The organism is Paenibacillus allorhizosphaerae (assembly GCF_042659105.1).
GTDB classification, from domain to species: Bacteria; Bacillota; Bacilli; order Paenibacillales; family NBRC-103111; genus Paenibacillus_G; species Paenibacillus_G allorhizosphaerae.
Genome location: NZ_JBHSRV010000003.1, coordinates 509,433 through 523,656, shown reverse-complemented (window position 1 = coordinate 523,656; position 14,224 = coordinate 509,433). Strand labels below are relative to the sequence as shown.

10 protein-coding genes are annotated in these 14,224 nt (G+C 54.0%); 8 read left to right on the top strand and 2 right to left on the bottom strand.

Annotated elements, in window-relative coordinates:
• The first annotated feature begins 124 nt into the window (after positions 1 to 124).
• Entirely contained in the window at positions 125 to 2,722 is a 2,598-nt protein-coding gene (locus ACFQI7_RS15590; protein ID WP_218097827.1) for a LuxR C-terminal-related transcriptional regulator, read from the top strand.
• Positions 2,723 to 3,009: 287 nt separating this feature from the next.
• Here ACFQI7_RS15590 and ACFQI7_RS15585 read toward each other — a convergent pair whose 3' ends face one another.
• Positions 3,010 to 3,942 carry an ArsR/SmtB family transcription factor gene (locus ACFQI7_RS15585; protein WP_218097826.1) on the bottom strand — a complete coding sequence of 311 codons (933 nt, stop codon included), beginning with the start codon at positions 3,940 to 3,942 and terminating at the stop codon, positions 3,010 to 3,012.
• A 144-nt stretch (positions 3,943 to 4,086) separates the two neighbouring features.
• Here ACFQI7_RS15585 and ACFQI7_RS15580 point away from each other — a divergent pair, with 144 nt between their 5' ends.
• The 6 genes from ACFQI7_RS15580 (at position 4,087) to ACFQI7_RS15555 (ending at position 11,170) form a co-directional block, all read left to right on the top strand.
• On the top strand, positions 4,087 to 6,870 hold the full coding sequence (locus tag ACFQI7_RS15580) for a glycoside hydrolase family 2 protein (RefSeq protein WP_230414694.1): 2,784 nt from the start codon (positions 4,087 to 4,089) through the stop codon (positions 6,868 to 6,870).
• Between the two features lie 115 nt (positions 6,871 to 6,985).
• On the top strand, positions 6,986 to 7,111 hold the full coding sequence (locus ACFQI7_RS15575; RefSeq protein WP_268966811.1) for a hypothetical protein: 126 nt from the start codon (positions 6,986 to 6,988) through the stop codon (positions 7,109 to 7,111).
• Positions 7,112 to 7,430: 319 nt separating this feature from the next.
• On the top strand, positions 7,431 to 7,610 hold the full coding sequence (locus ACFQI7_RS15570; RefSeq protein ID WP_218097825.1) for a hypothetical protein: 180 nt from the start codon (positions 7,431 to 7,433) through the stop codon (positions 7,608 to 7,610).
• Between the two features lie 42 nt (positions 7,611 to 7,652).
• Positions 7,653 to 7,793 (top strand): hypothetical protein, encoded by a 141-nt coding sequence (locus tag ACFQI7_RS15565; RefSeq protein ID WP_218097824.1) that lies wholly within the window; start codon positions 7,653 to 7,655, stop codon positions 7,791 to 7,793.
• A 135-nt stretch (positions 7,794 to 7,928) separates the two neighbouring features.
• The gene (locus tag ACFQI7_RS15560; RefSeq protein WP_218097823.1) at positions 7,929 to 10,880 is read left to right on the top strand and encodes a hypothetical protein; all 2,952 of its coding nucleotides are present in this window, start codon (positions 7,929 to 7,931) and stop codon (positions 10,878 to 10,880) included.
• 80 nt (positions 10,881 to 10,960) lie between these two features.
• A complete protein-coding gene (locus ACFQI7_RS15555) occupies positions 10,961 to 11,170 on the top strand; it encodes an AAC(3) family N-acetyltransferase (protein ID WP_218097822.1) in 210 nt (69 codons plus the stop codon).
• 176 nt (positions 11,171 to 11,346) lie between these two features.
• Here ACFQI7_RS15555 and ACFQI7_RS15550 read toward each other — a convergent pair whose 3' ends face one another.
• Positions 11,347 to 12,255: an ArsR/SmtB family transcription factor gene (locus ACFQI7_RS15550; protein WP_218097969.1), complete on the bottom strand. Its 909-nt coding sequence runs from the start codon at positions 12,253 to 12,255 to the stop codon at positions 11,347 to 11,349.
• Between the two features lie 137 nt (positions 12,256 to 12,392).
• On the opposite strand from ACFQI7_RS15550, the gene ACFQI7_RS15545 reads away from it, so the two are divergent.
• A complete protein-coding gene (locus ACFQI7_RS15545) occupies positions 12,393 to 14,168 on the top strand; it encodes a glycoside hydrolase family 2 protein (RefSeq protein WP_230414692.1) in 1,776 nt (591 codons plus the stop codon).
• Positions 14,169 to 14,224: the final 56 nt, after the last annotated feature.

Sequence of the window (14,224 nt, the reverse complement as noted above, 5' to 3'; positions counted from 1 at the left end):
CTTTCTAATTATAAAATATAGCTCGATTGACAATTATAGCGAACCGTTAATCAAACCGATACTTACTTTCGTTAATTCATGTATAATAAAATACATACAATAACGGACGATGAGGAGAATCAGGATGCTGCAACCGTTTGATGCCGTTATGCTGCAGACCAAAACAAAACCTCCTGCTCCGCCGGGCAACGAGGTGGAGCGAAGCCATATACTTCATGTTTTGCCCACGGTCACAGACCGTACACGGCTTGTATCTGTCTGCGCGCCGGCAGGCTCCGGCAAGACGACGCTGCTGAATCAATGGGCGCGTAGGGAGTCGGCGCATCTGGCTTGGGTGTCGCTTGACGCGAAGGATAATGATCCTTCCCGTTTTTGGCGTTATGTGATTCAAGCTCTTGGCATGGGTGTGCCGCCAATGGAGACGAGCAACGTTGTATCACTCGTTCAATCGTTCCCGAACGTATCCTTGCATACCGTGATCGACGCACTGATCAACGAGCTTGCTGCTGCAGCCGAGCCGACGATTGTCCTGTTGGACGATTATCATGTTATTCATGATCCTGTCATTCACGACACGCTCTCTTATTTTATCGATTACTTGCCTGATCACGTATGTATAGCGATCACGAGCCGCACGGAGCTTCCTTTCCCTGCTACAAAATGGAACGCAAGAGGAGAGCGAGCGGAAGTAACGGCATTGCAGCTTCGGTTCAACAAGGAGGAAGCGGTTCGGTTTTATCGGGAGGTAGCGCTTATTCCATTAACCGGAGATCAAGTAGGGAAGCTGATGAAAAGCACGGAAGGCTGGGTAGCCGGTCTGCAGCTGCTCGGGATCGTGCTTCAGCATCATCGGAACATTGATGCGTTTCTGGAACGTTTTGCGGGACATCATCCGATGCTGTCGGATTACTTGTTTCAGGAAGTGTTCGGGGGGCTAGATTCCGAGCTGCGCGATTTTTTGCTGGAGACGTCTGTTCTTCAACGGATGGATGCGGAGTTATGCGACGCGTTTACGGGGCGTTCGGACAGTGCGGAACTGCTTGTGCGAGTGAAACGTCTCAACCTGTTCGTTATTCCGCTCGACGATTTCGGCCAGTGGTACCGGTATCACCATCTGTTCACCGAATTTTTGCAAAATGAATTGAAGCGCGGCGGTAAAGCTCGGTGGCTGCAGCTGCACGAAGCGGCGGCCCGCAGGTTTGCGGAGAGGGAACTGCTGGATGAAGCGACCGATCATGCGATTGCCGCGGAAAATTATCGGTTGGCCGAACATTTGCTGGAGTTGAATATCGTTTCGGTGCTGCAGCGCGGAGAATTTACGACATTGCTGCGCTGGTTCGGCGCGCTTCCCGAACCGGAACGTCTTTCGCCACAGCTGCAGCTGCTCCACGCGTTCCTGCTTGCCGTTACGGGACAATTCGATCAAGCCGAAGCGAAGCTCAACTTTCTGGAGCGGCTTGCGGAAAGCGCAACGGAAGGCGAAAAGGGACAAATTCGCAGCGGTCTGTTTTTCGTTCGCGCCAATTTGGCGTTTACGAGCGGGAGATACGAGGATTGGTACGAGTATGCCGACCGCATTCCGGAGATGCTCCCGGAAAGCCCGGTTTTTTACAATTTCAATTACAACCGCACAGAGCCTCTCGTGCGTCGAACGGATTTTGCATTTAAGGGCGCACTCCCCCCTGGGGTGGAAGCCATCGCTTTTCGGTTTACCGCTATGCTCGAATCGCGGGGGTGGCATGACTCGCTCATTACCCAGTATGTGCTGCAGTCGCTTGCCGAAGGGTATTACGAATGGAGTCGGCTCGCGGAATGCGAAACGCTTTTGTCCCGCACCGAGAAAGTGGGGCGAAGCCGGCGGATTCCAGGCCTGTTTGTTCCGTGCCGCATCATTTATGCGAAAGTTCGTTTGGTCGCAAGCGACGCGAAGCTTGCCAGGGAATTGATCGAAGAGGCGGCCGAGACCGTGCGATCATGGGGCGAATATGCATGGTCTGTTCCGCTGCAAGCGTTTCTGGCTCGCATCGATGCGATGGAAGGGGCTGTGGGCCATGCAGAGGAACGGCTGAGGCTGCTCCATCTGCACCCAGGCGATAAGCCGACATTTGACCGGGCTTTTGAATATACGGTGCTTGCCCGGCTGCTTTTGCAAACGGGGCGGGAGGCAGAGGCGCAGCGGCTGCTGGAGCTGCTCCGACCGCTAAGCGTGCGGGAGCGTTGCGTGTCCGACGTTGCGGAAATCGCCGTGCTGCAGGCGCTGCTGGAACAGCAGCTGGGCAATCGGGCCGGTGCGCTTCAGCATCTGGACGAAGCATTAGCGATTGGGGAAGCGAACGGCTTTCTTCGATTGTTTCTGGATGAAGGGGAGAAGTTGGCCGAGCTGCTGCAGCATTATGTCCGGCAGCGCTTTGGCGGCTACGCTTCCAGCGGCAAGGTATGGAGTGCAAGCGTTACGGCGGACTATGTTCGCCGGCTCATCGAACAATTCCCAGACGTTCTTCCCGTATCATCGGCAGCTTCGTTAGTGGAGCCGTTAACGCGAAGCGAGATGAATTTGCTTGAGCGGCTGCGGCAAGGCGATTCGAATAAGCAGGCTGCAAAGGAATTGTATTTAACGGAGGGCACGGTGAAAGTGTACCTTTCCCGAATATACGGCAAGCTCGGCGTTTCTTCGCGTACGCAAGCGATACTGAAAGCACAGGAGCTGGAGCTGTTCGAATAAGGTGCAGACGCCTCTTTCGGGCAGTCTCCACAAATGGATTATAAAACAAGCCTGCCTCGTCTGTGACGGTGCAGGCTTGTTTGTCATGGATGGGCGCATTCCGCCGCCAGCGTATAGACTATCAAAAAGCCGAACATTTTTTGAGTTTGTATTTGGTCTTAATAAACCGTCCATAGTACCGGAGAGTACAGCACGGGAGTTTCGTCCGGTTATGAAATCGAACGTATCGGCAGGTCGTGTCGAATCCGTGCTTGTACTTGTGATGCGTGTCTGCGTTGCAGCAACGGTTACCGGTCTATACTGCGTACGAAGGACAGCACGATATCTTGCGGATAGTCACCGAATCCGGAGCCGAACAAATTGAGTCCGCCTCGATGCTCCGCTTCTTTGCTGACCTCAAATCGGACACGGATCGGTTCAAGATACTGCAGATTCAGATCGGCAACCGTCGTCGCCGCTGCGTGCAAACCGTTAACATAACCGCCGTCTGCGGTTACTTTCCACTCCGTCAAAGCGCCGTACTCGGTACCGTGGAACCAGCGATCCGGCGTCAGTTTCCCTTTACGGTCACCGAAATCGCCGGGGCTTCTCCACGTCCCGACCAACAAATCGTTAACATAGAGCGAAATATCCGAAGGCCACGACATATTGAAACTCGGCGCTTCGGAGCATATCTCGGCTCGAAGCCGCAGTTCGTCCAGGGGGACGCCGGGCGGAAGCGAGTTGGCAAAATAATACTCAATGCTGCCTGTCCCCGAAAACCAAAGGAGGGAGGCTTCGATGCGCTCAGGCATGTAGAAGACGCGCGGATCGTCGATCGAACCGATAATGGTGCCGTCTTTGCCGGCCATTCCGCACGTCGGTTGGATGGAGCAGCGCGAGTACATGCCGATCGGCATATGGATTTCTTCCATTCGGTGAAGACCGTCTCCGGGCTTGACGGGAAGCTCAAGCAAAATCGACTTGCAGGTGACCGAGCATATTTTTTCCCGGTTGGCTCCCGGTGCGGAGACGACCAGTCCGGCGAGCTCCAGCATTTGTACATTGACCGTCATCGTAGGCTGGGTAACCCCGAGCGCTTCCGCAAGCTGAGAGACGCTCATCGGCCTGTCCCCGAGCGCTTCCAGGATGCGTACGCGCAGATCGCCGGACAGCGCTTTGCCGATTTCGGTAATACGGGAAGCGGGGAATCGGATCATTTCTTGTTTGAACTCGCTCATGATATTCCTTCCTTGTCGAGTATATGTAGTTCAAGTGTACACCAAAAAGTGGTCATTGTAAAAAAACTATGCACATAAACAAAAACAAATATAGAAAAATAAAAATATACATTGAAAGTATTCAATGTATGGAGTAGAATGGGATTGAAAATACGGAAAGGTCGTGTTCAATCCATGTTAACCCCCATCCAAGCGCTGCCCCAGACGGGCATACCGCGCCCTGAATATCCGCGACCCGAATGGGAAAGAGCGGATTGGCTCTCGCTTAACGGTACGTGGTCGTTTCGGCTTGTCCCCGGCGAGACCGGTCAAGATGAGCTGTGGCAAGATCAACAGGAAGGCGAGTTCGATACGCGTATCGTTGTGCCGTTTTCATGGGTCAGCCCGCTCTCGGGCGTCGGCCGCAACGAGAAGGGCGTAGGATGGTACCGGCGCGTTGTCCGGTGGTCTCCCGCTCAAACCGAATCGAGGCTGTTTCTTTGCTTCGGCGCGGTCGACTACAGCTGCGATGTCTGGATCAACGGTACGCACGCCGGTTCGCACGCCGGAGGATACGGCTCGTTCGAATTCGAGGCGACCGGGCTATGGCGCACGGATTCGGATAACGTCATCGTCGTTCGAGCCGAGGACAACGACTATAGCTACCAGGCTCGCGGCAAGCAGGGCTATGGCGAGCTGCGCGGCATTTGGCAGCCGGTATGGCTGGAAGCCCGCCGGAACAACTATGTAAAGGCAGCCGCTTTTGCCACCCGCATTGACGGACGCGTGGACGTATCGGCCAAGATTGAGGCGAAGCAAGCCGGCAAAGCGGTCCTGACCTTTGATTTTGACGGCGGTGCGGTGCATTGCAGCGAGGAACTGGAGCTTAGCGAAGGTTTGAACGAGGTGAACGTTTCCTTTGCCGTTGCGGATCCCCGCCTTTGGAGTCCGGAGACGCCTTTCTTGTACGAAGGGGAAGTGCGGCTTGTCAGCGATACAGGCGAGGATGCGGTTTCGACGTACTTCGGCATCCGCGAGATCGGCACGGCGCTGTTCGATGAGCGGAAGTACCGCTGGATTACGCTGAACGGCAAGCCTGTTTACTTGAACGGCACGCTCGATCAATCATACCATCCTGCCGGTTACTTCACGTATCCGACTGATCAGGAGATGCGGGATGAGATTTACTTGATGAAACGGCTCGGACTGAATTTTGTCCGCATCCATATCAAGCCGGAAGAGCCCCGCAAGCTGTATTGGGCCGATAAACTCGGCATTCTGGTAATGGAAGATATGCCGTGCTTCTGGGGCAATCCTGACGAAACGGCCCGTGCATCGTATGAGCGGGAAGCGCGCGAAGTGATTGAGCGCGACATCAATCATCCGTCGATTTTTTCCTGGGTCATGTTCAATGAGACGTGGGGGCTCAAGACGGATGATAAAGCGCCGGACCAGACGAGAGACTGGATTCCCGCGAATCGGTATTTGCCTGAGACTCAGCAATGGGTGCGGGAGATATACCGGTGGGCGAAGCAGTTCGATCCGACCCGGCTTGTAGAGGATAATTCGCCTTGTAACTGGGATCATGTCGAGTCCGACCTGAATACGTGGCATTTTTATAAAAACGGATACGAGATCGTGCGCGAGCATGTCGACAGTATCGTTGACCAGACGTTCCCGGGTTCGACGTTTAATTATTGCGACGGCTACGCCCAGAGCGACGCTCCACTCATGAACAGCGAATGCGGCAACGTATGGGGGATCGAGGGGGGAGCGGGAGACAGCGACGTCGCATGGCACTACCGGTATATGCTCAACGAATTCCGGCGCCATGATAAAATGTGCGGCTTCGTCTTTACCGAATTCCGGGATGTCATCAACGAATTTAACGGTTATTACCGGTTGAACGGCACGGAGAAACGGTTCGGTTATGAATGGTTTGTCCCGGGCATGACACTGGCCGATCTTCATTCCCCGGATTTCATCGTCATCGATGCGCCGCCATGCCAAACGGCAGATGCCGGAAGCACTGTGGAAGTTGCGCTTCTGCGTTCGAGTTTCTCCGACCGACACTTCGGGAAGACGCTTCATCTGTCGTGGGAGCTGTGGTTCGACCATCTCGGCGTTCGAACCGTTGCGGAGAAAGGCAGCGTAGCTTTGGACTGGAACGGGTACGGCGTTTCGCCGCTCGCCCCGCTTGCCGTCCGCTTGCCGGAGCAGGATGCCGTAGCGGTGCTCGCCATTAGGCTACTGACGCAGGAAGGCGAAGTTGTGACGCGCAACTTTACGACGTTCGATGTAAGAAACGGAAAGTTTGACGAGACGGCCGGAAGAACCGGCAAAGCGGTCAGCTTACCGGTCGGGCAATTCAAGCATCATTCATTCCCTTACCAATGGAATGCGATTCAGGGCCATAAAGTGAATGGGGGAGGAGAAGGCAAGTTCGAATATGAAATAACGCTGCCGGATCAAGCCGAGCTCCGTTTCCTAAGTAACGTTGAAATTTATTTCGAAGCCGGCGCGAAACGGCTCCTTGCCCGCAATGTTGAAGGCGAGGTTTACACCAAGGCTGATATCTCCTTCATGCACGGCGCGGACGCGAACACGGAACGCAATCCGAACATGTACTACATGACGGACGAAGAACGTCACGAGTCGCGCATCGAAGTCAGCATCGACGGGGAACCGGTCGAGTTGTTCCTGCTTCCGGACGATCCTGCAGACAGCAGGGGCGTGCTCTCCTGGCACTATCAGACGGCTGCGAACAAGCTGGAAGAAGCGGGATCGTACGGGTATTTGTGCAAGATCAATGTTCCCGGCCGCATCGCCGCGAAGCTTGACCGCACGCGCAAGCTGCTTCTAACGATTCGGGCGGACAAGGGTGGGGTGGCGCTGTACGGCCGAAACGCCGGACGATATCCGATGGATCTGCTTGTGCGCTGCGAATAAGGAATATTTAGGCAAAAGCGAAGTTCAACTTTGCCGCACGGTATAATCGAACTTCGCTTTCGCCTTTAAAGTTCCAAATGAATACCAAGCTTCGATTTGCCGGGAGGTATCGTATATGAAACGTGCCAACATGGCAATCGTCTTTATCGGTTCGCTCATGCTTTTAAGCGGTTGCATTTCATCCGGCAGCAAGAACCCCGCATCAGAAGAAATGTCCCCGCCGTCCGGCTGCAACCGGTAACGATCAAGTTAAACGCCTCGGAAGCTTACCTGAACGATACGGAAATCCAAAATTATGTCATGAACCGCTGTCCAACAAATACCCCCACATTACGCTCGAATTCATCAGGCCAGCAAAAGGACCACACTGGAAAACCTGGTCACACCCGGCGACGTGTCGGATATACTGCTCAAATGGAACAGCGGCATACGGGATTTGAAAGCGCTGAGTCTCGTTTCGATTTGGAAGCGCTAACAACAAAGCAACAGTGCGATTTGTCCCGGTTCGAAGCCGTGCTGCTAAGGGGCTCCATCTGACTTGGTCGGAAATGGCATTCCAATTGTCACTGCCTTTTATCGATCCGGCAGCGAAAATATATGCCTTAACGAACGATATGTGGAAAAAAGTGTATGAAACGGCATACAATGTGTGGAGCCTTCCTGGCAACTCGCTGAATGCGAGTGGAGACGCATTAAACCGCAACAATCAGCTGAAGGAACGGACCGAAGCGGGACTGTGATGGGATGTGGTGCAATTTCCGACATTTCAGGAGAAGCCGGGGGTGACGAGTCAAGTCGATGCGCATGTGGCTGTCGCCCAACAATTCGCGTCCAACATCCCTTATTCGAAGGGGAAAAACTGGGAGGGCGTGTTGGCCGGTAAAACGGGACTGCCTCCGAAGCGGCTGCTTCCCGACAGCTAATTCGCCAAGCATGCGGCTCAGGCGTTTAACGACAATGACGGAGGAAAGTACGACGTGAATACGGCGCTAAGAAAAGCCAGGGAACAAATGGACATCGCTTTTAAAGAAAATTATAGTCAATAGGAGTGATTTTGCATGGACAAAACAAACTCCCAAGATGACAAAAAGACTGCGTCGATCAGCAGGCGCGAATTCATGACAGCACTCGGCGGTGCGGGAGCGGTCATTGCCGCTCAGCCGTTACTCGCCGGGACGGGATGGGGTGCATCCGTGACAGAATCGACGTATGGTACCGGCAGCGGTAGCGAAAGCGGTCCAAAATACCGGTTACTGTATTCGTCCGTTGCCGCTATGAAAGCGGATACCGGATTGACGGACGGCGCTTATGCGAGCACGGCCGGATACTTCGAGCCGGGTGACGGCGGCGGGTCCGATTACATCATTCGTACCGGAACATTGACGGAGGATGGAGGCAGCGTCATCACGCTTACGGCCGGCATGCAGGCTGCTCTGCTGCCGGGAGATCGCATTCATTACAAACAGTTCGGCGCAGTCGGCGACGGGGTGAACGACGACGGCGTTCAGATCAAGAAGGCGCATCAATTCGCGAACGATCGCGGGCTGCCCATCGTATGCGAATCCGGCCAGTACTGGATCAAGGCGACGAACGAAATCATCATCCAGACGAGCGTACGCTGGGGGCAGGCGCGGATTTACATCGACGAAAGCTTCAACACTCGAACGAACCCTCGTTTCCGGGTAAAAAGCAGGCATGCGCCCATCACGATTGGGTTCGACGAGGCGACGAAAGCTGCGTTCCTGTCGAGAATGAAGCCGGGCGTCACGATCGTCGATCAGCTGACGGAATATAAAAACTGCCTCGTTTTTATTGAAGACTCGCAGGATCGGATCGGCATACGCGCCGGGTATGCAGGCAATACGGGCTGGAGCAAGGAAGAGTTTTTTTACGTCGAGGAGCATGGCAAGATCGTCGGCGACATTGCGTGGACATTCAGCAATTATACAAAGCTCGTTGCGTACCCGTGCGACGAAAGCTATTTGGTCATTGACGGCGGCACGTTTTATTTGTCGGGCAACAATCCCGGCGAAACGTATCAAGGCTATTTCTATAACGGTTTTCAAGTCGAACGCAGCCGGACGATCATCCGCAATCAATGGGTCGGTTTGGCGCCGGGGCAAGCGGACGTTTCCATGAACCCGCGCAACGGCTTTTACCAGTTCTCCCGGGTGTTCGACGTGCTGCTCGAAAATGTCCGGCTCATTCCGTGGGAGAAAGACCGGGAAGGGACGGCGCGGGATGTGGCCCAAGGTACATACGGAATCGGCGGAAGCCGGACGTTAAACGCAACGTTTCGCAACGTAACCGCAGAAGGGTCTTGGGTGCACTGGGGCGTTTTCGGCACGAACCTGTTTAAAAATTTCCATATCGAGAACTGCCGATTGAATCGGGTCGACGTTCATTTCCACTGTTGGAATTTGTATGTCAAAGATTCGGAGATCGGGTATAAAGGGTTTACGTTAACCGGCGGCGGCGATCTGTTTATCGAGAATACGAGGCGCTTCGGCAATCAGTTTATCAGCTTCCGCCAAGATTACGGCGCGAAGTGGGACGGCCATATTCGCCTGCGCAGCTGCCGCCTGATGGTCGAGAACGGAGCGACGGACGCGCTTGCTCTCGATTTCAACCCGCAGAATTTCGATTACAAGTATCCGATCGGCTATGGTAGAACCATACGGGTGGAAGACTTTACGTTCGATTATACCGGCTTGGCCGCGTTGACAGGCAAGGCGCAGGTGATGCGGATCGCGTCTTTTTCCAAAATCACTTCGTCCGGCGCGCGGGTGTTTTTCCCGTACCAGCTAGAATTTCGCAACATCGGGGTCAGCGGGCGCGAGAAGGGCGTGCGGCTGCTGCAAATCCCGAATCCGTACAGCCTGCACCTGGGCAGGCCCGGCGGCATGGACGGCCAGCGGGTGAAAGCGAACTGCTACATGCGGTTTGAGAATATTCATGGGGAGAAAGTGCCGGCGCAAGCCTCGCAAGCATCGACGCATGTCAATTTCTTAATCAATGCGCTGAATACCGGGGTATATGAGGACGAGTACGCCTTGTATCCGAAAATCGATTTCGTCCAGGTCGGAGATTTTTTCGGACATTTCAAGGGCGGAATCGCCGACGTCTGCATCAGCCGCAGCGTCGTCAACTGCATGGACGCTTACGAAGGCGGACCGATGCGCGGCCGCATTCAACTGGATCAATGCGACATCAAAGCCGACGCACTGGACGACGGAAAAAGCTTGTATTACCTTTCAACCGAGCTCGGCACTTATTTCGTCAACTGTACCGTTCATGCGCCGGTGTTGGACGGTGTCGCGCGGCCGGATTTGCTCGCTCGTTATGACTTTATCGATGTGAACAACAGGCTGCGATATTACCATATGAACACAAAGCTTTCCAAGGAGCTTACGGATTATTTTGTCAATAGCGGAAATCCGGTCGAGCCTGAGTTTTACGCCATGCTTAGAAGCCGCCATGGGGAGGACAGCGAGCTCATGGCCAGGCGCAAAGGAACGACGGCGCAGCGCCCGCAGCCTGCCTCGTTCCGTTCCGAGAAAGGATTCGTTTATTTCGATACGGATATTCGCCAGATCGTCGTATGGGATGGCGCGGGTTGGGTGCCGGCAGCTGGAACGCAAGAGACGCTGCACTTCTATACGGATCATGTTGCGGGAGCGGCGTCCACGGTCATGAAGAGAGCCGAAAATCATCCCGCCCAAGTATACTTCCTCTCCCAGTCGGGACAGCTGTCCAGTTATGCGGCGTATTTCAGCGCTCCGGCGGGTACGGCTTCGTTCACCTTCGAGCTGTGGAAGAACGACGCTCTTTGGATCGGAGGGATATCCGGCCCCAGCGCTTCCGTCAATCCGCTGATCGCTGCGTTTACCGGCAATAGGTCGTTTAATGCCGGTGACCGTATCGCGGTGCGGATCGCGGATTTCGCTTCCGGCTTACCGGCAAACGCTTACGCCACGCTTGATGTAAATATAAGTTATACCGGCGTTTGAGAAGGACAACGTCCTAAACCGGTTATCGAAATTGTACGCCTGAATCCGCATGTATAAAATTGACGCATGGTGTCTGCCATATGACAGTACCATGCGTCATTCTATTTTTGGGCACATGCATGGACAAGCGGCATAGGTTCGTAGCGGAATGTTTCCGCAAACAACTTGGTACAGTGCGAAGCAGTCACCCTCAAGTTTCGTTTGCCGCCCGCGGACCGAAGGCAGCGTACATTACGAATCATCAATCGCTGGATTACGGTTTGGGAGGGCATTCCCCGTTGGCTCGCTAATACGATGCCGGGAGCGACGGCCATACTGATGCTCAGCGTGCGCTTGTCGACTTTGCGGTGCAATGGATGGAAAAGTACAGAAAGTGAGTGGAGGGACTAGCTCCGATAACATTTACTCGGTGCAGTCCCCGCATGGTCATTGGTCATGCAACCGAATCGCATTGGTTCGCAATCCGTTACCGTATAAAAGTAAGCTTCACAGCCTGCGCATGGTTGCCGAAATGGGCCCCCATCAAATTCAGCCCCCGTTTATTCACTGCATCTTCCTTCACTTCGAAACGGACCGTGATCGGCCGGTCGAAGTGCAAATCCAGATGATCAAGACACGCATCCGAGCACCGGGTGCCGTTCAGCAAGCTGCCGGTTTCTTCAATACGCCATTCCGTCAGCAGCCCGTACTGCGTATTTCCGATCCACCAGCTCGGCGTAATGATCCCCTTCGGCTCGCCGAAATCGCCGGGACTTGTCCATGTGCCGATTTCGACGCCGTTGACGGATAACGTAATATCCGACGGCCAGTCATGCTGAAAGCCGACCGCTTCCGAGCACAGCTCCGCGCTGAGGCAGAGCGCCGTTAGTTTCACCCCGGGAGGCACCGGATTCGGGAACCGGTATTCTACATATCCGGATTCGCTGAACCAGAGCATGAGCGCATCGGAGCGATCGGGCAAATAAAACGATCTCGGGTCGTCGTAGCAGCCGATCATTCCTTCTTTGCCGAGCAATCCGCACGGAGGCTGAATCCGGAAGTCCGAGTACATCCCGACCGGCATCTGGATCTCCTCCAGATGGTCAAGCGCTTCGCCGGGCAGCATCGGAAGCTCGAACAGCACGGTATCGCAGGAGCGTGAGCATATTTTTTCCCGGTTCGCACCTTGAGCCGTCTCCAGCAGCCCAGCTTGCTCGAGAATTTGCACATTGATCGATACGGTCGGTTGGGCGACGCCAAGTTCATCCATCAGCTGCGAGATGCTCATCGGCTTTTTTCCTAATACTTCGAGAATGCGCAATCGAACGTCGCCTGACAGTGCCTTGGCGGTTTCTTGTACTCTCGTAGCGGGAATACGTTTCAAGTTACCTTGCATTTGCGACAAAACCATTCCTCCATTGGTACTAGTCGTTAGTCTTTTTTTTCCATATTATCAGTTTACATTGCGACTTGTGTATTGTAAAATCTTTATGTACATTATAATAACATAATATAGAGATGGGAGCGAATCCATTGGCAGCGAAGCAGGCAAGAACGGACTATCCCAGGCCGCAATTTGAAAGGGCTTTCTGGTTGAATCTGAACGGGGAATGGGAGTTTGAATTCGACGACGAGCAGCGAGGAGACAAGGAGAAATGGTATTCGGGCCGCACTTTTACCAAGTCGATCCAAGTGCCTTTCTGCTGCCAAAGCCCGCTTAGCGGCGTCGGCGATCCTGCTTTTCACGATGTCGTCTGGTATCGAAAGTCGGTAAGTTTCCCGGAGGAATTCGCCGGAAAGCGGACGATCCTGCACTTCGGCGCCGTCGACTATTTGGCATGGGTATGGGTTAACGGACTGCTTGTCAAGTTCCATGAAGGGGGACATACTCCGTTTGCGGCTGATATTACCGACACTCTTACGAGCGGAGCGAATGTGATCGTCGTGAAAGCTCAAGATTTCAGCAAAGACATGACCTTGCCAAGAGGCAAGCAGTATTGGAAAGAAAAGTCGCAAGGCATCTTTTACACGCGGACGACGGGCATTTGGCAGACGGTGTGGGCGGAGGCTGTCGCGGAGACAAGCTTACGCAAGGTCAAGCTTACGCCGGATATCGATGCGAATGAAATACAGATTCACGCTTTCGTCGACGGTTTTCGTGATGCCGATGATATTCGACTCAAAACTCGCATTTCGTTCAAGGGTGCGGAAATCGCGGAAGATGTCGTCCTATTCAAAACGGAGGAAGAGTCGAGACGGATCAAGCTGCACGAATTCAATGAACATCGCAACAGCCGGTGGTGGACGCCGGAACGCCCGAACTTGTACGATATTGAATTTACGCTGCTCGTGAACGGCCAGCAGGTCGATCTGGTAAACAGCTATTTCGGCATGCGAAAAATTTCGATCGAGGACGGCAGCATCTGTCTTAATAACCGGCCTTACAAAATGAAGATGGTGCTGGATCAAGGCTATTTCCCTGATGGTATTTTGACGCCGCCGAGCGACGATGCGATTCGCCAGGATGTGCAGATGACCAAAGATATGGGCTTCAACGGCGCGCGCAAACATCAGAAGATCGAGGATCCGCGATACTTGTATTGGTGCGATAAGCTGGGACTGCTGGTATGGGGCGAGATGGCCAATGCCTACAGCTACTCGGACATTTACGTCCGGCGCATGATGCAGGAGTGGCAGGAGGCGATCGAGCGCGATTATAATCATCCGTGTATCGTCGCCTGGGTGCCGATCAACGAAAGCTGGGGCGTACCGAACATTCTGATCGATAAAAACCAGCAGCAGCACGCGCTGACGATGTATCATCTGACCAAATCGCTGGACGCCACCCGCCCGGTCATATCCAACGACGGCTGGGAGCACGTCCGATCGGATATTTGCACGATCCATGATTATCAGTGGCGCAGAGAAGTATTGGAGGAGCGTTATGCGACCAAAGACAAGGCCGTAACGGTAAAACCGGCAGGCAAATGGATCTACGTGCCGGGTTTCCCATACCAGGGGGAGCCGATTCACGTATCGGAGTTCGGCGGTATTTCGTTCAAGAAAAGCGATTGGGAAGGGTGGGGGTATTCGGGCGCGGAAAATGAACAGGATTTCATCGACCGTCTGGTCGCCGTCGTTCATCCGTTGCTGCATTCGTCCGCGGTGCAGGGCTATTGTTATACGCAGCTGACGGATGTGGAACAGGAAATTAACGGGCTGCTGACCTATGACCGAAAACCGAAAATTCCGCTGGAGCTGATCAAGCAAATTAATGAGGGGAAAATCCCGGTATGGAATGAACCATAATGAAGATCGGGCTCGGCGTGAAGCGGGTAAATGTTCTTTGCTGCAACGATGAAGTT

What these genes read in the sequence shown, in the direction of transcription:
- ACFQI7_RS15590 (WP_218097827.1), top strand. Translation starts at nt 125, where the DNA reads ATGCTGCAACCGTTTGATGCCGTTATGCTGCAGACCAAAACAAAACCT.
- ACFQI7_RS15585 (WP_218097826.1), bottom strand. Translation starts at nt 3,942, where the DNA reads ATGAGCGAGTTCAAACAAGAAATGATCCGATTCCCCGCTTCCCGTATT.
- ACFQI7_RS15575 (WP_268966811.1), top strand. Translation starts at nt 6,986, where the DNA reads ATGAAACGTGCCAACATGGCAATCGTCTTTATCGGTTCGCTCATGCTT.
- ACFQI7_RS15560 (WP_218097823.1), top strand. Translation starts at nt 7,929, where the DNA reads ATGGACAAAACAAACTCCCAAGATGACAAAAAGACTGCGTCGATCAGC.
- ACFQI7_RS15555 (WP_218097822.1), top strand. Translation starts at nt 10,961, where the DNA reads ATGACAGTACCATGCGTCATTCTATTTTTGGGCACATGCATGGACAAG.
- ACFQI7_RS15550 (WP_218097969.1), bottom strand. Translation starts at nt 12,255, where the DNA reads ATGCAAGGTAACTTGAAACGTATTCCCGCTACGAGAGTACAAGAAACC.